The organism is Longimonas halophila (genome assembly GCF_002554705.1).
Taxonomy (GTDB): domain Bacteria; phylum Bacteroidota; class Rhodothermia; order Rhodothermales; family Salinibacteraceae; genus Longimonas; species Longimonas halophila.
Window position 1 is genome coordinate 520,891 of sequence record NZ_PDEP01000001.1, and the last position, 17,070, is coordinate 537,960.

The following is a 17,070-nucleotide window of genomic DNA, read 5'->3' on the forward strand; positions in this document are numbered from 1 at the left end:
CGTGTGTTCTGCCTGTGGATTCTGATTCTGGTTCGACCACTCCGTTTGCTCCGCTCCTGTTCAATGCGTTGTACACGGGGCTGGCACGTGGTCTCAACGCCGACATCCGCGCCACCCAGGCCGTGGGCGGCGTCCCTCTTTCTCTGTGCACCAGCCATATCGTAGCCAGCCACGGCGTGGTGACCGACGTGCTCAACGTGCCGTCGGATACCGTGCATGCGCAGATCGAACACTTGCTTTCGTCGGATACCCCCGATCACATCGTTCCCAATGCGGCCAAGATTGGCATTGTCGGGGCCACGCCATCGGTGCGCGCCGTGGCCCACCTGCTGGATCATGAAGCGTTTACCGGCCCCTCGATTTTGGACGTGACGCTAAGCGGTCCCAGCGGCGAGGACATTGCAGAGCCATCAACCACAGAATCGCTCGTCAACATCATGAATCGCGTATCGCTGGTCAGCGTGCGGCGGCGGGATGCGGAACTGGTCGCTGGGATGGAGATCCCGACGCTCGACGACGCCCAGGTTGCGGTGCAGCGCATCAGTCAGCAGGGCGCGTCGGCGGTGCTCCTGCGCTGTGGACGCCTGCCTACGCACTTCTTTGAGCGTGAAGGCGAGCCGCCCAACTTCGCCCTTGACCTCCTCTGGTACGAGGGCGAGATGGCGCTCTTCGAGGCTCCGTTTGTGGAGACGAGTGCGTCGATCAGTGGACGCTCAAGTGCCTACCTGGTCGATGTGCTTCACCGCCTGCACCAGGGCGCGGCACTGACCGATGCGGTCCAAGCTTCGAAACGACGCCTGGCCGATACGCTGAACCAGATTCGCAGTGTAGACGAGGCCCAGGCCTCCCCCCGTTTCTTTGCGGCGTTTGAATCGCACGAAGGTGCGCCCGTGCATGAGTAGAGCAGCATCCTCTATACGAAACGATAAAAAGTCGTTGCAAGGCCGCCGCAGCCTGTTATATGTGACGCCCATCCCGTATTGTGTACGCGTACGGTCCACCCGTTCCTTTGGCGATGTTTCAACAGCTATGACTCCCTCTTCGGATTCCGAGAAAACGACCATCTACGACGTAGCCGATAAGGCCGGCGTGGCGATATCGACTGTATCGCGTGTGTTGAACAACTCGCGCGACGTGTCGGATGCCACGCGTGAACGCGTGCTGCGCGCCATCAAAGAGCTGCAATTCCGCCCCAACCGTACGGCGAAATCGCTGGCCCAGCGGGCTACGCGCACGATTGCGGTAGCCGTGCCTACGTTTACCACGCCCTTCCACAACGAGCTGCTGAAGGGTGTACGCAGCCGCCTCGATATTGGCGAAGTCGACCTGCTGCTCTGCGACCTGGCCTGGTCCGATCCCAAAGCCACGCTACGCAACTTCCTGGCCCGCGGCGCAATGGATGCCCTGCTGCTTACCGGCCTCCGCTACGACGCCGAGATGGCGAACGAGCTCCGTGCGCTGGGCGCGCCGGTCGTCATGATTGGGAGCAAGTGGAACGACATGGACTCGTATTACTGGGACGACGAGGTCGGCGTTGAGCTTGCCATCCGGCACCTCATTGAGCAGGGACATCGCGAGATTGGCATGATCACGACACCGCACGATACGCACGTCCGCAATGCACGCGTGCAGGGCTACCGGACGGTGCTCGAAGACGAGGGCGTCTCATTCGACGAATCGCTTGTGGCCTGGGGCGAAACCGAAAAGCACGACGGCTTCAGCGAAGAGTCGGGCTACGAGGCCATGCAGAAGCTGCTGAAGGAGCATCCGCAGATCACTGCGGTATTTGCCAGCAGCGATGTGCAGGCCGTGGGCGCGTGGCAAGCTATTCGTCAGGCCGAGAAGACAGTGCCCGACGACTTTGCGCTTGTCGGCTACGACGATATCAAAATCAGCCGCTTCATTGGGCTTTCCAGCGTAGCCCAGAACATGCACGAGGTTGGTGAGCGCGCCGCCGAGACCCTGCTCCGCCGCCTCAATCGCGAGGACTTCCCCACGGTAAGCCAGCGCGTGCAACACGAACTCCACGTTCGCAAATCCAGTGACTACATTCGCCCAAGCTCCTAATGGACGTTTCCACACTTACCCAGCAACTTCCGCACTGCATTACCGAAACGCACCTGTCGGGATGGGGCACGCGCTACAAAGGCAAGGTGCGCGACACCTACCGCGATGGCGACACTCTCGTGCTGGTCACAACCGACCGCATCTCGTCATTCGACCATGTGCTGCCGCAGGCCATTCCGTTTAAGGGGCAGGTGCTAAACCAGTTGGCTGCGTTTTTCTTTGAGGAGACGGCGCAGGTCTTTCCAAATCACGTACAGGCGGTGCCCGACCCCAACATCACGATAGGCACGGCCTGCACCCCCATTCCCATTGAGTTTGTGGTGCGAGGCTATCTGGCCGGACATGCTGCGCGCATGTACCAGGACGGGGCCCGCACACTGTGTGGGCAGGTGCTGCCCGATGGACTCCGCGAGGGCGAGCAGTTGCCCCAGCCCATCGTAACGCCTGCGACCAAAGCAGAAACTGGGCACGACGAAGACATTACACCCGAGGAGGCGGTGTCGCGGGGTCTGGTGGATGCGGAGACGTACGCGACACTTAAACAAGCCGCCCTCAACCTGTTTGCGCGTGGCACCGAGATTGCCGCGAGCCGCGATCTAATTCTTGTAGATACAAAATACGAGTTTGGCCGCGATGCAGAGGGGCAGCTTCGCCTCATCGACGAGGTGCACACGCCCGATAGCTCCCGGTATTACGAGGCCAATGGCTACGAGACTCGGCTGGCGCAGGGCGAACCCCAGGAGCAGCTCTCGAAGGAATTCGTGCGCGAGTGGCTGATGGATCAGGGCTTCCGCGGACGTGAGGGCGACACGATGCCCAATCTGCCCGATGGCTTTCGCATCGAGATTGCCCAGCGCTACATCGATCTGTATGAGCGGTTAACGGGACAGCCGTTCGAGACCCAGGTGACGCCGCATCCCGAGAAGCGCATGCAGTCTAACCTACAGGCGGCGCGAGCACAATAAGTCGCGCTGACCATTTCGATTCAATGCAGACGGCCCCGCAGCTTGTACATGGCTGCGGGGCCGTTTTCTGTAGATGCAGGAGCAGTACGTGTTGTGCACGTTGCGGCTCAGCCAGTCAGCTCATCGATTGTGGCCTGAATGGACTCAAAGTCGGGTTGCTTTCCAGCATTGTCGAGCACCTCCGCGTACTGAATGACGCCCTCTGCATCCACCACAAACGCCGACCGTTTCGCGATGCGGTCGAGCTTCATGGGTGTAAAGTCGTGGTCGTACTTCGCGCCATAGGCGGCTGCTACTTCAGCATCGTGATCGCTGAGCAGCGTGAATTGGAGGTCGTTCACCTTGCGGTACTCATCGAGAACGAACGGAGAGTCGGTCGAGATGCCAACGATGGTCACGCCCTCGTCGATGCCGAACGACGTACGGTCGTTGTTCACTGTGTTCATCTCATTGGTGCACACGCTCGTGAATGCGCCAGGAAAGAAGAGAAGAAGCACGGGGCCGTCGCGATGATCGGAGAGCGTAAACGGCTCAATATCGTGCGTGAAGAGTTCGAAGTCGGGGGCAGCGTCGCCAGGAGCAAGCGTAGACATATCGTATCCAGAAAGAATAGGTTACGTAAAGCGAATAACGCGCACAGGGTCGATGCGGGAAGCGACACGCGCAGGGAGGTACGCCGCGCCCACGCACAGCACAATGGCTACACTGGTTACAAGCAGCACATCGGAGGCGTGGAGCGCCATGGGGGCTGTGTCCATGTAGTAGGCATCGGCGGGAAGCGGAATGACACCATAGGTCTGTTGAATCCAGCCCGCTCCAACGGCGAGGGCCGCCCCAATGGCGCTTCCCGTGCACCCGATGACCGCGCCGAGCACCAGAAACACGCGCTGTACGCCACGTGCCGAAAGGCCCATGCTCATGAGCACCCCGATTTCGCGCGTCTTCTCGAGCATCATCATAAGGAGCGTGCCCACGATGTTAAAGGCCGCCACGATGACAATCGTGCTAATGACCAGCGGAATGATGTTTTGTTGCAGGTTGATCCATGCAAACAGCCCCGCGTACTGTTGATAGACCGTACGCACCGTGGCCGGAAACGACAGCTCTTCGCGTAGCGTCTTGGCGGTCGGCTCAATATCGCCCACATCGTGGAGCATGACATCCAGCCGCGACACTTGGTTATCGGAGAACTCCAGCAACTGCTGGGCATCGCTGAGTCCCATAAACAAGAAGGTGTCGTCGATAAAATCGAGCGAGGTGGCGTAGGTATCCTGCACATCGTACTGCTGCACGCGGGGCTGGAGCGCTGCGGCTCCGCTCCCTGCCCCGCGATCAAGTGCAAAAAGCGTAAGCCGGTCGCCGGGGGTCATGGCGAAGCGCTCGGCAATGGACGTGCTGAGCAGCACTCCCTGGGGCGTTGTTCGGTCGGGGTGGGTCGTAGTGCGGCGCACGGCCTCGGGAAGCGTATTCGTACCCTGCACCACCAGCCCCTCAATGGCATCGGCGCCTGCGCGAGCAATGACAACACCTTCCGCAACGGGGTCTACCGTCCGTACGGCGTCATAGCTTTCGAGCTGGTCCTGCAGCGAGGCGGCATCGCTTAGCGGATCATCGGTGTAGCTGACGACACGCAGGTGGGCTCCCACCTCCATGAGTTTGCCTTCGATCTCCTGGCTGAAGCCGCGCACGATGCCCAGGGCCAGGATGAGCGCCGCCACCCCTACTGCTACGCCGCCTACCGCTACGTACGTAATGAACCGCACAAAGCTACGGCCTTCACGCTGCCCTTCGGCGCGGGCAAAGTAGCGCAGGGCCAGGAACCATTCCAGTTGCATAGGGAGCAGGAGCGCAAGTAAAATCGGTTAAGGCATCCATCCGTACCCGTGCTGACTTGCGCTGTTCACTGCATCTGCCGAACTTGCTGCCAAACCACAGGTTTTGCATCGTGCCTGCTGCATCCGCCCGACGCCCCAGCCACGCTACTGGCGCTGGGAGCGCTTTCAACGGGAGGTACAGGCCTGCACCGCATCCGCTGTTTTCTACGAATCTGGCTACATCGCCTCATGCAAAATGCGCTTAGCACCCCGCCCAACCCCACGAACGAACCCGTTCTTAGCTATGCCCCCGGCTCGCCCGAGCGAAGCGCCATCCGTGCCGAACTGGAGCGCCTTCGCGACATGACGGTTGAGATTCCGGCGTACATCGGTGGAGACGCCGTGTATCCGGGCTCGCCGAGCTCCGTACGCGTGCCCCACGACCACCAGCACGAACTGGGCACCGTGCACCAGTCTGGAGCCAACGAGGTCGAGCAAGCCATCAAGGCCGCACGCGAAGCTAAAGCCGAGTGGGCCGCGATGGACTGGACCGACCGTGCGGCGATCTTCCTGCGCGCCGCCGACCTGATTGCAGGTCCGTGGCGCCACACGCTCAATGCCGCCACTATGCTGGGGCAGGGCAAAAACGTGTATCAGGCCGAAATCGACGCGGCCTGCGAGCTGATCGACTTCCTGCGCTTCAACGTGCACTACGCCGATCAGATCTACCGGGAGCAGCCCGACAACAGCCCGGGCGTGTGGAACCAGGTGCAGTACCGTCCGCTCGAAGGCTTCGTCTTGGCCATCACCCCGTTCAACTTTACGGCGATTCAGGGCAACTTGCCCACCGCCCCCGCACTGATGGGCAACACGGTGCTGTGGAAGCCCGCCTCGCGCTCGGTCTACTCGGCCTACTTCCTCTATCAGATTCTGGAAGAAGCGGGGATGCCCGCTGGCGTCATTAACATGCTGCCCGCCGATGAAGGCGCCGACGTGGGTACACCCGCCATGGCCTCGCCCGAGTTTGCCGGACTCCACTTCACGGGCTCAAAGGCCACCTTCGATCATCTGTGGAAAACCGTCGGCGAGAATCTGGACACATATCGCACGTATCCGACCATTGTGGGTGAAACGGGCGGCAAGGACTTCATTGTGGCGCACCCGTCTGCGCATCCCGCCCAAACGGCAACTGCGATTGTACGGGGCAGCTTCGAGTATCAGGGGCAGAAGTGCTCCGCCTCGTCGCGCATCTACCTGCCCGAATCCCTCTGGCCGACCATTAAAGAGGAACTGGCCGAGCAGATTGAGAGCCTGCAGGTAGGGCCGCCCGAGGACCTAACCAACTTCGTGAACGCGGTCATCGACCAACGTGCGTTCGACGAGATTACCGGCTACATTGATCGAGCTAAAGCCTCCGACGACGCCGAGATCCTCTTTGGCGGCGATTACGACGACAGCACGGGCTACTTTATCAACCCGACGGTCATTCTGGCGACGGATCCGCACTACGAGTCGATGGAAGAAGAGATCTTCGGTCCCGTCACCACGATCTACGTGTACGACGATGCCGACTACGAGGCCACGCTCGACCTCATCGACAGCACCTCGCCCTATGCGCTGACGGGAGCCGTATTTGCGGAAGACCGGGCGGCCATTCGTACTACGATGGACCACCTGGAGCACTCGGCAGGCAACTTCTACATCAACGACAAGCCGACCGGCGCAGTGGTCGGCCAGCAGCCGTTTGGTGGGGCACGTAAGTCCGGTACAAACGATAAGGCAGGCTCGGCGCTGAACCTGCACCGTTGGATCTCACCACGCTCGATCAAAGAGACGTTCAATCCGCCTACGCACTACGGCTATGCATTCCATCAGCCGGATAAGGACGCATAACAAAAGGACGTCACCATCTGGACATCACAAAGGGATGCGCAGGGCCGAGGGGCCGTTGCGCATCCCTTTTTCTGATGCATCGGGTGGCTCTGGACATGGTGTATGCTATCACTGCACAATGCTTTCCTCATTGGCACCGCCACGATACAACTCATAGAGTCGTTCGATACCCGCTGGGTCACCAATGACCGTCATCTGATCGCCCTCCTGAAGCGTAGAGTCTCCATTCGGAATCGTGACCTGGTCATTGCGGCGAACAAGCGCCACCAGTACGCCAGCCGGCAGATTCAGGTCACGGATGCGCCGGTCAATGAAGTCTTCCGTTTTTGTATCCGAAAGCAGAGAGAACGTAATGTAGCGCTCATGATGAAGCAGGCTCTCCTTCATGGCCTTCTCATCAGCGGCTGCGCGCCACTCCGTGGTAAACCCGTTCTCGTCAATGCGATTGGCAAGCGTTGCGAGTGTGCGCAAGTGATTGCTCTGATCGTCGCTTGGACTTACGAGGAAGAAGAAGGCGTAGACCGGTTCGGACGTGTCAAGCGGGCTGCCGGCCTTCTCGACATCAATGCAGACGCCTGACTGACAGTGCACCATGACCATTTCTTGCTGGTCGATGCCATCAATCTGGCAGTATGGTAGGGCCGCCCCGTGGCTCACCGACACCGCGCTGTGCAGCGTGCCGTCTAAGAAATCATGCTTGAGCGTCTCTGCGGAAAGGTTGAGCTTGCCAGCCAGTTGGGTAGCAATCTGGCCTACAATCTCCTCATAGATCGTAGGTTCGGTAATCCGTATAACCTCCGCACGGGCAACCAGCTTCCCAAAAGCCGTGTCATCGCTGACGCGCTTCTCTTCGAGGATGCCCTGCAGTTCATGGTCGAGTCCGTCATAGCGCTGTTTCCCCAGGCGTTCAAACCAGTGGAAGATAGCGCCCTCGCGCGGTACGTTCTGCACGTAGTAGAAGTACCATCCAATGCCAACTAAGATTACAATAGCAGTGAATACAATGGCGAGCGTCCCCATTTCGGAGATCAGGAGGCCGGGGATAAAGATCCCGGCGATCTGCATCCACGGGTAGAGCGGCGAACGATAGCCCGGCGCATACGACGGGATCTCACTCTCGCGCATTACAATGACAGCAAAGTTCAGAAATGCAAAGATAAGCAGTTGGAACGCACTGGCCAGTTTCGCCACCCCCTCTTCCGAGAGCGCAAAGATAATCACCAGCATCAGCCCCACCGTGACAATGATGGAGCGCGTCGGCGTCTTGAAGCGCCCAAGCTGCGCGAGACCATCCGGCAGCAGGCGATCCCGCGCCATGGCCAGCGGGTAGCGCGAGGCCGACATAATGCCTGCGTTTCCGGTGGATGCAAAGGCCGCGATCGCGGCGACCACAATCAGGATCGGGCCGAGCGAGTACGGAAGCCAGTTGAAGAAAACCTCGCCCGAGGTAAAGACCGGCGTCAGGTCGGAGTTCAGTTGCTCACCCGGGAGCACGGCCACCATAATCGCCACTCCCACCACATAGATAGTGGTTGCTGTAGCCAGCGACAGGATCATGCCGAGTGGAATGTTGCGATCAGGGTTTTTGACCTCCTCGGCAACGCTCGCCACCTTCGTGAGGCCCGCGTACGACACAAATACAATTCCGATGGTGGCCAGGAATCCGCCGCCGCCTTCTGTGAAGAACGGTGTGAAGGCATCCGCACTTCCGGATGCAGAGAATCCATCCCACACCGAAAAGACGCCCTGGGCCACATAGAACGTGAGCACGCCTACGAGCACCGTGACGAGGGCGCGCTGGAGCCAGCTGCTTTCCTTGGCTCCCACCACGTTAAGCACACCAAAGGCTACCGCAAGGGCTGCCGCCAGCGGCTTGATGGGCACATCAGCATAGATCGCCAGATACGCTCCCATCCCGATAAGCGCAAACGCACTCTTGAACACCAGCGCCAGCCAGGTACCCAGTCCGCCCACGGTGCCCGCCAGCGGACCCAGGCTGCGATCCAGAAAGTAGTACGTACCGCCGGCCTTGGGCATCGCCGTAGAGAGCTCGGCCATGCTGTACATTGACGGCAGAATGAGCAAGCCCGCCACCAAGTACGCCAAAATCACAGACGGCCCCGTTTCAGCAGCGGCAATCCCAGGGAGCAGGAAAAACCCTGAGCTAAACATGGCACCGGTGCTGATGGCGTATACGTCGTACAGGGTAAGACTTTTTTCGAGCGTCGAGTCTGAAGCCATAAACACGGATACAACGAAAAGAGAGCGGCGATTCAAGTGCCTCATTCATAGAATGTAGCACCTGACGTCGAAAAAAGCCGTACCCAACCGGTCGCCATGGCGTTCCTCTACCTGCAGGCTTCGTAGTAATCGTTTCGTATTGGCATAGCACGTGTAAACCTTGGAAGCGCTCCCAAAGAAGCCATCGGAGCCCGTTGGGGGAAACCAAATTGTTAAGGCCTGTCAGGTAGACACACACATCAGTAGGGACACACGCGGGCCTGCTCGGGGGCATCGTCGGGGCGCACGGCCGTCTTGAGGCGGCTGTAAGCGGGCCAGTCGTTGGGATCCAGATGGAGGGTGCGGTCGCCTACGTACAGATGCAGCCCCGCCCGCTGGCGCTTTGCTCGCAGCAGCGGCTCCCACGTGACCGGGGCATCTCGCGCCACATCAAAGGCGGTACGCAGCGCAATACGATGTCCGGTCAGGCGAATCTCCACCACACGGTTGCGCAGCTGGAAGTGCGTCCACCCGCTGGCCACGAGGAGTGCTCCGACGGCAGCGACAAATGCCTCCGGAAAGATCGGCGCGCCTTGCAGGGCCTGCACCAGTGCCCCCACCATTACCGGCAGCATGAGCCATCCCACCGGACGCCCCACCGCGCGGCTGTACAGCACGGCCACGGAGGCATCGCCGGGATGGTCAATGTGCTGAAAGACAGCAGGAGTAGCCATAGCAGAAAGGGCGGTCAATGCATCAGGGTCAGGCATCGGGCTCGACCGAGGGGTCGTACGGGGCCATGAGCGCCGCCAGTTCGCGGTGCATCTCGGTGTTGCCCGTGCGGTCAGCCCACACGAGCAGGTTACGTGCCATGCGCAGCAGAATGGATTTCGAGGGGGCTGCGGCAAAATGCTGAGCATGCGGCTGCACGCTGGCCTTCAGCAGAAACCGTACACAGTCGCCCCGCGAGAGCGGCTGTCCGCCATTGAACGGGTCCATGAACACCTCGCTGTGCTCGTCCTGGTACTTCACCACAAAGTGATGTGGCAGGTTGACGCCGTACACGGGCAGGTTCAGGCGTCGGCCCAGGAGCAGGTAGACCACCGACAGGCTAATGGGAATGCCCGTGCGGCGCTTCAGCACCCGCGTCAGGAAGCTATTGTCGGGGTCCTCGTAGTCATCGTGGTTGCCCGCAAAGTGCAACTCGTTGGCCATGTAGTCGGCCAGATGCAGCGCAGCGTCGCGCCCAGTGAGGTTGGGATGCGCCTTCTGAAACGAAGCGGCCATGGTATCCAGCTGCGCCTGGGCGTCTTGCAAGTCGGCATCGGGGTAGCGGTACCACGACAGCAAGAGCGCGCCGCGTTCCAGACTCGGTGTGCTGCTGCGGAGCACAGCGTGCCAGGCGCGCTCCACCATCTCGAAGTGCAGGGGCTGCAGCTGCTCCGACAGCGCCTCTTGCCGCTCCGGCTCAAGGGTCTGAATGTGCTGGCGCAGCGCCGCAAGCTCATCGGGGCCGTACGTGGATAACTCCTTGCGCACGGCGGTTTGCACCGTGGCATCGGGGTCGTCGAGCAGCGTAACGAGCGCCTGTACCGAAGCAGACATAGCACACCGGGGCCGCACGGGCCGTTGGACTAAAGCTAACGTGTGCGTGTTGCACGACCTACATCCGGTTTGGATTCGCACGAGAGGCATCCATTCCCCGCTCGTGACAGGTGGAGGGCCGGGCATTTTCCCTGACGCGGGCCACACCAGTGTCCAACACCGCCCCGCGCCTACGAGGCTGGAACAGGTGACAGGACCAAGGCGAGCCGTCGGTTTCCCCCCTAAACTGTATGCTGTCGCGGTTTCGCTTCTTCGATGTCATTCCAAGTGCAGTCGAGGAATTGCCTAAGCTCTTTCAACCCTCATTGTGATGATTGCTCTGCAATTATCCCCTCCAACGAAGCGTGTCATGGTGAGCGCAGTCGAACCATCTCCTTGGCGTTTGGCAGATACGGCGGGACAGGGGGCTTTGCCTACTTCGGGGGAGATCTTTATTCACTGCGTTCATCAGTCGCTTCGCTCGTGTCAGGACTCCGCACCTGCTGGGCGCAGTTGCTACGCTCAAGATGACAGCTTCTGAAGGGAGCGTTGCTCCCCAAAGATTGATGTGTGAAGCCGCACTACAAGCTCTTGCCCCGCAGGCAGTCGTTTGTAGCAAGTGTTTGTATTCTTTGCGGATGCGCGGGGCTGGGGCTCAGCGTGCAGCCTGGACGGCATCGTCGGCATGGCTCCAGATGGACTGGAGTTGGGCGTTGGCCTCTTGGGCAGTCTCGGTATCGCCCGCCGCCCCGGCAGCGCGGGCCCAGCCACGGGTGGCCCACGCACGGCGCGGGGCCCGGTCGAGGGCGATACGGTACTGCGTTTGCGCCTGGGTCGGACGGTCCACCGCAAGCAGCATATCGCCGTAGAGCTCGTGTACGGGCTTCACGGGGCGCGGCGGACCGTACCGGAGGGGCAGTGCTTCCGCCTCTTCGACAGCCGACTCCATGATGGCGAGAGCGGCCTCTAAACCCTCCTGCTCCTGCACGATGAGTGCACGGAGCTGCTCGGCCATGAGCGTGGCACGGGCGGTGGTATTATCATCGGGGGCGTTGTCAAGGCGCGTGCGGAGCGCATCGTGACGGCGCTGGGCCGTGTCGAGATTGTCCTGGGCTACGGCGCGCCAGCCCATCGCGAAGGCATCGGTGGCCGCGTCGAGCAGACTCAGGTCCTCGGGATCGACGGCGATATCGGTGATGGGATGCGTCCAGTCCTGCGTCTCGACCAGATGCGCGGCTCGCATCCGCACGAAATGCGCCTGGTGCGTGCCTGCATCGGGCCGCTGCTGGATGGCGGTGTGCATAGTGTCGATTGTGGACTCGGCGGCGGCGTGCTGGCCCTGCTGCAACTGCTCATACGCGAGCCACCAGAGCGCGTGGTAGCTACGCGCCTCGATGGACCGCTCCTGCCGCTCCATGCGATCGACGCTGGCCTGCCAGGAGCGCGTGTTGAGTTCGGCGGCGCGCTCCCACTGTCCGAGTGCTGAGAAGATATGTGCGGGCATGTGCAGCGCATGGGCGGCGTCGGGAGCAATGTCGGAATAGACGCGGGCCGCCCGGAGTCCGAGTGGGGCGTGGACGGGATCGTCGTACGAGTGGATCAGATAGTGTGCCGCACCGGGGTGTTGCGGATTCGCATCGAACACCTCTTCGACGATGGCCGCGGCCTGCATGTAGAGGCGCGTATCGCGTCCGTCGTGGCTGGTGCCCAGAATCGAGAGCGCGTGGAAGGCCTGCGCATTGAGATCCTCGGGAAACTGCTCGGCCACCTCTGTCATCGCCGTCCGGTACGCATGATCGCGCTCCTGCTTCGATCCGTCGCCATAGAGCGTATGCACCGCCCGCAGATACGCCTTCTCGCGATCGGTAGGCGCATGATTTAGACGGTCTTCTGCGGTCGGCGCCAACTCGTTCAGGGCCGCGCGCGCCGCCTCCGCATCCTGCTGATACCACAGCGGATGGTTGTGTGTCATGGCCTCGCCCCAGTAGGCCATGGCGAAGGTCGAGTCGCGCGACTGGGCCGTCTGAAAGGCCGTCCGCGCGTCCTGATACTCAAAGCTATGCAGCAGGAGCAGCCCCTCCATGAACGCCTCGTGGGCCTCGGGTGCCCCGGAGGTAGGGAATTCAGTTTCTCCCAGCTGGGTGTCTTGGGCGGATGCGAGCAGTACGGAGCCGAGGAGCAGAAGCCCCGCCAGCCCACACGAACGGATGCAGGATCGGAAATCGGTCATCGGGCGGCGTCGGTGATTCGTAGAACGCGAGCGGATTCTTACACCGCATGGGGCGGACTGTGATTCCGGGGAACGCGAGCACCCTCGTGCTACTGAGGTGTAGCGTATCATTGAACCGGACACCGACCGACTGAATAAGAGACCCACACGCCTTTCAAATCCAACTAGATCTGCACAATGGGAACGACTGGATCGCGCATACGACCTGAACATCGGGCTATGCTGGTTGAGAGGCTTCGGCCCTATGCCTCCCGGATTGCGCTGTTCGGATCGGCCGCCCGAGGCGCCCTAACGCCGGACAGTGACATCGATGTGCTTCTCACCCTCCGCCCTGACGACGAACGCCCGCCGCTTGGGCTCCAATGGTTTGCCTTGGAAGAGGAATTGCATCAGCTGTTGGGGCGTCCGGTCGAGCTTGTCACCGAGCGCGCCCTGAGCAGACACATGACATCGGTAGCTACAGATCTGATAGTGCTGTATGAAGACGACAAATAGGCTGTATCTGCTTCACATTCGTGATGCGATCTGCCAAATCGAGGCATACACATCGGGTGTAAGCCAACTCATGTTCGAGAATGATACGATGCGGCATGATGCCGTTATACGCCAGCTTGAGATCATCGGCGAAGCAAGTCGGCATCTCTCAGATGACTTTCAGCAGGAGCATAGCGAAATCCCCTGGCATGCTATTATTGGAATGCGAAACCGCATTGCGCACGGTTATCTGAACATTGATCTGAAAGTGGTCTGGGAAGCTGTACATCATGATCTTCCTACTCTAAAGCAGTTCGTGGAGCAGCAATTGCAGAAAAGTGGAGGTTAAAAATTGAGAATGGAAGTAGTGGATGGTGACGATCAGATAAGACGTTACCCAAGGTATTGAACCTCACGTCGGATGTTGTCAGCGGCCGAGCCCTCTTTCAGAGCCGACGGCATACCCAGATCTACATCCCGGTCCAGCGAGTGCTTAAGGTAGCGTTTTAAGTTAACAAAAGTCAGTAGATCTGGCATTTCGGTAAACGTGACAAGCAGGTCCACACCACTTTCGGCGTTCTGATCGCCCCGCACAAACGACCCACAGATGCCGATCTGGTCTACGTGATAGCGCTCACGCAGATACGGCATCTCGTCGTAGAGCGTCTGCTTTATGTCCGCGAGCGTAGTCATAAGACGGAAGGAGCGTGGTGCTTTTTGTTCTATACTCAATATCCAGCTTGTAGGGTTCGGGGTCATATGCAACTCACAGCGTAGGCTCGGCCCCTTCCCAAGTCCCTCAGAGGAGGGGGGATTTAGGGGGAGGGATGCTGACGCGTCTTCGAATACGTGTGCCCTCTCAAAAAAAACAAGCGCTTCCAGCAAGACCCGATGTATTTTGCAGAGACGGGGCCGGGGTGGGTTTACGCGGCTCCGCGTAGTGCATACATTAGAACCTGTTAACAACACACTGCCTCTGCATCCACCAGTCCCTCGTCTGCATGAAACGCTCTGTGCGCCTTCCAGGTCTGCATCCGGCCCCCGACTTCACGTTCCGCGACGGCCAGCGCACGTTCCTTCGGAAGCTCGCAGCCGCCTACGAGCGCGGCGAGCGTCACCATCTGGGCGTGTTCGTGCCCGGATACGGCAAGACCCTCATTGCGCTGGCGTCCTTCTGCGTGGCGCGGGCGATGGGCGTCTGCGATCAGCTCGTGGTCTTTGTGCCGCGGGGCAACCTGCGCGACCAGTACGCCGATCCGCAGGAGCTGGCGCAGATGCTGCAATGGATTGGCGGGCCGCGCCTCCCCTTTTCGATTGCGGATTCGGATGCGGTCTTCCTCAAAAATCGGGACATTCCCGTCGTCATTGCCACGTACCAGTATGCGTGCGGATCGAGCGGCAATCAGGCGCTGCAACAGTATTGCAATCAGGGGGATACGCTGTTTGTGCTCGACGAAATCCATCACCTGCCCCAAGAAAGTGCGTGGTCGGATGCGGTGGATAATCTCTCGCATGAGGCGCTCATCGGACTCTCGGGCACGCCCATCCGCAGCGATGGGGAGCCGCTCTTTGGCGTGCCGCACGACACCATCTCGCACGACGACGGCACCGAATCCACCTTCTACCGCGCCCTGCACGAGGTTTCGCTCCGCGATGCGCATGCCGAGGGCGAAATCCTGAAGCGCGTAGAGGCACACGTGGTCGATTACACCATCACGATGCAGGAGGAGAACTCGGGCGAAACCGTCGAATGCACGCTCGCCGAGCTCAAAAACGACATTTCGGCGGATACCGCGACGCTCGATCGCTACTTTGCGCGTCGCAACCTGCGCTTTCACGACGTCTACCTCGACACACTGATTGGTCCGGCAGTGGGACGCCTGCAGTCGAAGCGGGCGCAGCATCGGGGCAAACACGGCACGGCCGTCCGCAACCACCAGATGCTCGTCATCTGCATGAGCAACCGCCACGCTGCCGACGTGCTCGACTTCATGCAGCGCCGCTACGGCTGGCTCTCGGTCACGCGCATCGGACAGGATGTGCCGCCGCAGGAGCGCGAGGAGCGCCTGGATGCCTACCGCAACGGCGAGGTGGACGTGATGGTGCAGGTCGATATGATCGGCGAGGGCACCGACATCAAATCGATTAGCGTCATTGCCAAGCTCGACCTGGTGAGTGCCCGATCGAAGTGCCTGCAGCAGATCTTTCGGGGGATGCGCTACTTTGCGCCGTGGTCCGAGGACGCCAACGTGTGCGATGTGTTCGCATCGGGCGATCTGGGGCTCTCTGACACCCTCAACTGGATGACGCGTGAGGTGCAGGAGGGCATCCGAACCCGGAAGGAGAATGCAAACCGGACACCGCCCGAGAAGACCACGGAGGACAGCGACCGTAGCGGCTGGTCGATGCAGCAGGTGAGCGAAGGCTCGTTCGAAACGCACCGCGTAGAGATGGAGAACTCCGGGCGCTTGCGTGTGCGACGACAAGCCTTTGAGGGCAGTCAGCCGTCCACACCCGGCGGGAACGGACTCGACGTGAAGGCCCGCGAGGAGGCGCTGCGGAAAGAGTGTAGCGAACTGGCGTCGTCGCTCGCCTTTCTGCTTCAGGATCGCGGCAAATCCATTCACATCCGTGATGTCCACCAGAAGGCCAAAGAGCGGTTTCGGGTAAAGCAGGCCAACATGAGCATCCAACAGCTCGAAAAGAAAAAGAAGTGGTTGGAGCGCTGCACGCAGATGAAGCGGCTGTTTTGAGACCCTGCGTGGTTAGACACTCGCCCCCAGTCTCAAAGCCCCCACCGGGCACGAACGTCCCAGCATCCAGCTCAAGTACAGAGCCGGAGGCCAGTAGTACTACCCGGCGAAAGACGTCTACACCGCCACCAGGCAGTGGCAGCGGCTGGAAGCCATTACCCACCACACCGGCACCGACGGTGTGCCCGCGTACTTTGATGACCTGCGCGTCTATGCGGTGGGCGGCTCCGGTGATGCGCCCTCCGAGGCCGAGATCCGCGGCCCGGCCTCCGCCGCCAGCCGGAGCTGACCGCGCGCATCAAGATCATGGCCGAACTCGACATTGCCGAGAAACGCCGCCCGCAAGACGGTCGCATCACCGTCGGCCCCGATTGACCTGCAGGCAAGATAGCCATTAGTCTGCCGATGGGGGCCAGAATAGATCTGACAGGTCTCCGAAGACCTGTCAGATCTCTATCTAAGGGTTATTTGCCTTAATTGTCCCGGCTGATTTGTGCATCCCAATTCTGAAATGATGCACAAATCAGCTTAACGTAAACACATTTATATTGCAATAACAGATATCAGGTTGTCTGACTCGTCTCTACCCACACGGGAGTTGCATCAGGACAGGCCTCCTGCAGCACAGCTTCGATCTGCTGGCGCACCGTCCGATAGGAAACCTTTCCTTCTGCCTCCCACCGCATAAAGTGCGCCCAGCATCCGCAGTCGGAGCTGCCCAGTCCCTTCTTCGGAACGGATGTACTGTTAGTATCCAGTAGTGCGCGTGCCCAGGTGCATTCCAGTTTTGTATCCGCATAGCTGACCCATGCGCCCTGCAGCGTGCAGTGTGGACGGATGTAGTCGATGTGCCAGTGCTGAGCGTGGTCGGTACGGGCGTGGCGACGTACACGGGCTGCAATTCCACCCGGACCAAAGGCACTCCCCGCGTACAGATATACGCCGCTCTGCAGCACGACCGTTCCTTGGGCACCGACTTCTACAATTTGTTCCTCGTTGCACTGCATGACAAGCAGATACGTCCCTGTATCGCTTTTCAGCAGCGGTGATTTGTTCATTGCAATAACGGA

Annotated in this window: 16 protein-coding genes; 8 read left to right on the plus strand and 8 right to left on the minus strand. The window is 60.3% G+C overall.

All coding sequences use genetic code 11. From position 1 onward, the window contains the following. The first annotated feature begins 14 nt into the window (after window positions 1-14). The 3 genes from CRI93_RS02085 (at window position 15) to CRI93_RS02095 (ending at window position 3,032) form a co-directional block, all read left to right on the plus strand. Window positions 15-902, plus strand: a complete 888-nt coding sequence (locus CRI93_RS02085) for a bifunctional hydroxymethylpyrimidine kinase/phosphomethylpyrimidine kinase (protein ID WP_176521623.1) — start codon at window positions 15-17, stop codon at window positions 900-902. A 127-nt stretch (window positions 903-1,029) separates the two neighbouring features. Continuing rightward, the gene (locus CRI93_RS02090) at window positions 1,030-2,067 is read left to right on the plus strand and encodes a LacI family DNA-binding transcriptional regulator (protein ID WP_098060942.1); all 1,038 of its coding nucleotides are present in this window, start codon (window positions 1,030-1,032) and stop codon (window positions 2,065-2,067) included. Continuing rightward, window positions 2,067-3,032, plus strand: a complete 966-nt coding sequence (locus CRI93_RS02095; RefSeq protein ID WP_098060943.1) for a phosphoribosylaminoimidazolesuccinocarboxamide synthase — start codon at window positions 2,067-2,069, stop codon at window positions 3,030-3,032. The genes CRI93_RS02090 and CRI93_RS02095 overlap by 1 nt, the downstream gene beginning before the upstream one ends. Before the next feature lie 107 nt (window positions 3,033-3,139). Here the strand turns inward: CRI93_RS02095 and CRI93_RS02100 are convergent, their stop codons facing one another. Together CRI93_RS02100 and CRI93_RS02105 are read right to left on the minus strand one after the other, a co-directional pair. Next, entirely contained in the window at window positions 3,140-3,625 is a 486-nt protein-coding gene (locus CRI93_RS02100) for a redoxin domain-containing protein (protein WP_098060944.1), read from the minus strand. A gap of 21 nt (window positions 3,626-3,646) precedes the next feature. After that, entirely contained in the window at window positions 3,647-4,867 is a 1,221-nt protein-coding gene (locus CRI93_RS02105) for an ABC transporter permease (protein ID WP_098060945.1), read from the minus strand. A gap of 228 nt (window positions 4,868-5,095) precedes the next feature. Here CRI93_RS02105 and pruA point away from each other — a divergent pair, with 228 nt between their 5' ends. Further along, window positions 5,096-6,739 carry an L-glutamate gamma-semialdehyde dehydrogenase gene (gene pruA, locus CRI93_RS02110; protein WP_098060946.1) on the plus strand — a complete coding sequence of 548 codons (1,644 nt, stop codon included), beginning with the start codon at window positions 5,096-5,098 and terminating at the stop codon, window positions 6,737-6,739. A 108-nt stretch (window positions 6,740-6,847) separates the two neighbouring features. Here pruA and CRI93_RS02115 read toward each other — a convergent pair whose 3' ends face one another. From CRI93_RS02115 to CRI93_RS02130, 4 genes are all read right to left on the minus strand, one after another. Next, window positions 6,848-8,980: an amino acid permease gene (locus tag CRI93_RS02115; protein WP_098060947.1), complete on the minus strand. Its 2,133-nt coding sequence runs from the start codon at window positions 8,978-8,980 to the stop codon at window positions 6,848-6,850. A gap of 239 nt (window positions 8,981-9,219) precedes the next feature. Continuing rightward, on the minus strand, window positions 9,220-9,693 hold the full coding sequence (locus CRI93_RS02120; protein ID WP_098060948.1) for a hypothetical protein: 474 nt from the start codon (window positions 9,691-9,693) through the stop codon (window positions 9,220-9,222). Between the two features lie 28 nt (window positions 9,694-9,721). Beyond that, window positions 9,722-10,564: a SirB1 family protein gene (locus tag CRI93_RS02125; RefSeq protein WP_176521624.1), complete on the minus strand. Its 843-nt coding sequence runs from the start codon at window positions 10,562-10,564 to the stop codon at window positions 9,722-9,724. A gap of 634 nt (window positions 10,565-11,198) precedes the next feature. After that, on the minus strand, window positions 11,199-12,773 hold the full coding sequence (locus CRI93_RS02130; RefSeq protein ID WP_098060950.1) for a tetratricopeptide repeat protein: 1,575 nt from the start codon (window positions 12,771-12,773) through the stop codon (window positions 11,199-11,201). A 219-nt stretch (window positions 12,774-12,992) separates the two neighbouring features. Here CRI93_RS02130 and CRI93_RS02135 point away from each other — a divergent pair, with 219 nt between their 5' ends. Both CRI93_RS02135 and CRI93_RS02140 read left to right on the plus strand, forming a co-directional pair. Continuing rightward, on the plus strand, window positions 12,993-13,268 hold the full coding sequence (locus CRI93_RS02135) for a nucleotidyltransferase family protein (RefSeq protein WP_176521625.1): 276 nt from the start codon (window positions 12,993-12,995) through the stop codon (window positions 13,266-13,268). Beyond that, window positions 13,252-13,596, plus strand: a complete 345-nt coding sequence (locus CRI93_RS02140; protein WP_098060952.1) for a HepT-like ribonuclease domain-containing protein — start codon at window positions 13,252-13,254, stop codon at window positions 13,594-13,596. Before CRI93_RS02135 ends, CRI93_RS02140 begins: the two co-directional genes overlap by 17 nt. 44 nt (window positions 13,597-13,640) lie before the next feature. Here the strand turns inward: CRI93_RS02140 and CRI93_RS02145 are convergent, their stop codons facing one another. Continuing rightward, complete coding sequence (locus CRI93_RS02145) at window positions 13,641-13,940, minus strand: nucleotidyltransferase family protein (protein ID WP_098060953.1); 300 nt, start codon at window positions 13,938-13,940, stop codon at window positions 13,641-13,643. Between the two features lie 308 nt (window positions 13,941-14,248). Between CRI93_RS02145 and CRI93_RS02150 the strand changes: the two genes are divergently transcribed. After that, window positions 14,249-16,000 (plus strand): DEAD/DEAH box helicase, encoded by a 1,752-nt coding sequence (locus tag CRI93_RS02150; RefSeq protein ID WP_098060954.1) that lies wholly within the window; start codon window positions 14,249-14,251, stop codon window positions 15,998-16,000. A 306-nt stretch (window positions 16,001-16,306) separates the two neighbouring features. Continuing rightward, window positions 16,307-16,375 carry a hypothetical protein gene (locus CRI93_RS15740; protein WP_483869235.1) on the plus strand — a complete coding sequence of 23 codons (69 nt, stop codon included), beginning with the start codon at window positions 16,307-16,309 and terminating at the stop codon, window positions 16,373-16,375. A gap of 188 nt (window positions 16,376-16,563) precedes the next feature. Here CRI93_RS15740 and CRI93_RS02155 read toward each other — a convergent pair whose 3' ends face one another. Continuing rightward, window positions 16,564-17,058 carry a GIY-YIG nuclease family protein gene (locus tag CRI93_RS02155; RefSeq protein ID WP_176521626.1) on the minus strand — a complete coding sequence of 165 codons (495 nt, stop codon included), beginning with the start codon at window positions 17,056-17,058 and terminating at the stop codon, window positions 16,564-16,566. Window positions 17,059-17,070: the final 12 nt, after the last annotated feature.

Bases quoted from the DNA above. Each gene is read 5' to 3' on its own strand.
- CRI93_RS02090 (WP_098060942.1), top strand. From the start codon at position 1,030: ATGACTCCCTCTTCGGATTCCGAGAAAACGACCATCTACGACGTAGCC.
- CRI93_RS02095 (WP_098060943.1), top strand. From the start codon at position 2,067: ATGGACGTTTCCACACTTACCCAGCAACTTCCGCACTGCATTACCGAA.
- CRI93_RS02100 (WP_098060944.1), bottom strand. From the start codon at position 3,625: ATGTCTACGCTTGCTCCTGGCGACGCTGCCCCCGACTTCGAACTCTTC.
- CRI93_RS02105 (WP_098060945.1), bottom strand. From the start codon at position 4,867: ATGCAACTGGAATGGTTCCTGGCCCTGCGCTACTTTGCCCGCGCCGAA.
- pruA (WP_098060946.1), top strand. From the start codon at position 5,096: ATGCAAAATGCGCTTAGCACCCCGCCCAACCCCACGAACGAACCCGTT.
- CRI93_RS02115 (WP_098060947.1), bottom strand. From the start codon at position 8,980: ATGGCTTCAGACTCGACGCTCGAAAAAAGTCTTACCCTGTACGACGTA.
- CRI93_RS02120 (WP_098060948.1), bottom strand. From the start codon at position 9,693: ATGGCTACTCCTGCTGTCTTTCAGCACATTGACCATCCCGGCGATGCC.
- CRI93_RS02125 (WP_176521624.1), bottom strand. From the start codon at position 10,564: ATGTCTGCTTCGGTACAGGCGCTCGTTACGCTGCTCGACGACCCCGAT.
- CRI93_RS02130 (WP_098060950.1), bottom strand. From the start codon at position 12,773: ATGACCGATTTCCGATCCTGCATCCGTTCGTGTGGGCTGGCGGGGCTT.
- CRI93_RS02135 (WP_176521625.1), top strand. From the start codon at position 12,993: ATGCTGGTTGAGAGGCTTCGGCCCTATGCCTCCCGGATTGCGCTGTTC.
- CRI93_RS02140 (WP_098060952.1), top strand. From the start codon at position 13,252: ATGAAGACGACAAATAGGCTGTATCTGCTTCACATTCGTGATGCGATC.
- CRI93_RS02145 (WP_098060953.1), bottom strand. From the start codon at position 13,940: ATGACTACGCTCGCGGACATAAAGCAGACGCTCTACGACGAGATGCCG.
- CRI93_RS02150 (WP_098060954.1), top strand. From the start codon at position 14,249: ATGAAACGCTCTGTGCGCCTTCCAGGTCTGCATCCGGCCCCCGACTTC.
- CRI93_RS02155 (WP_176521626.1), bottom strand. From the start codon at position 17,058: ATGAACAAATCACCGCTGCTGAAAAGCGATACAGGGACGTATCTGCTT.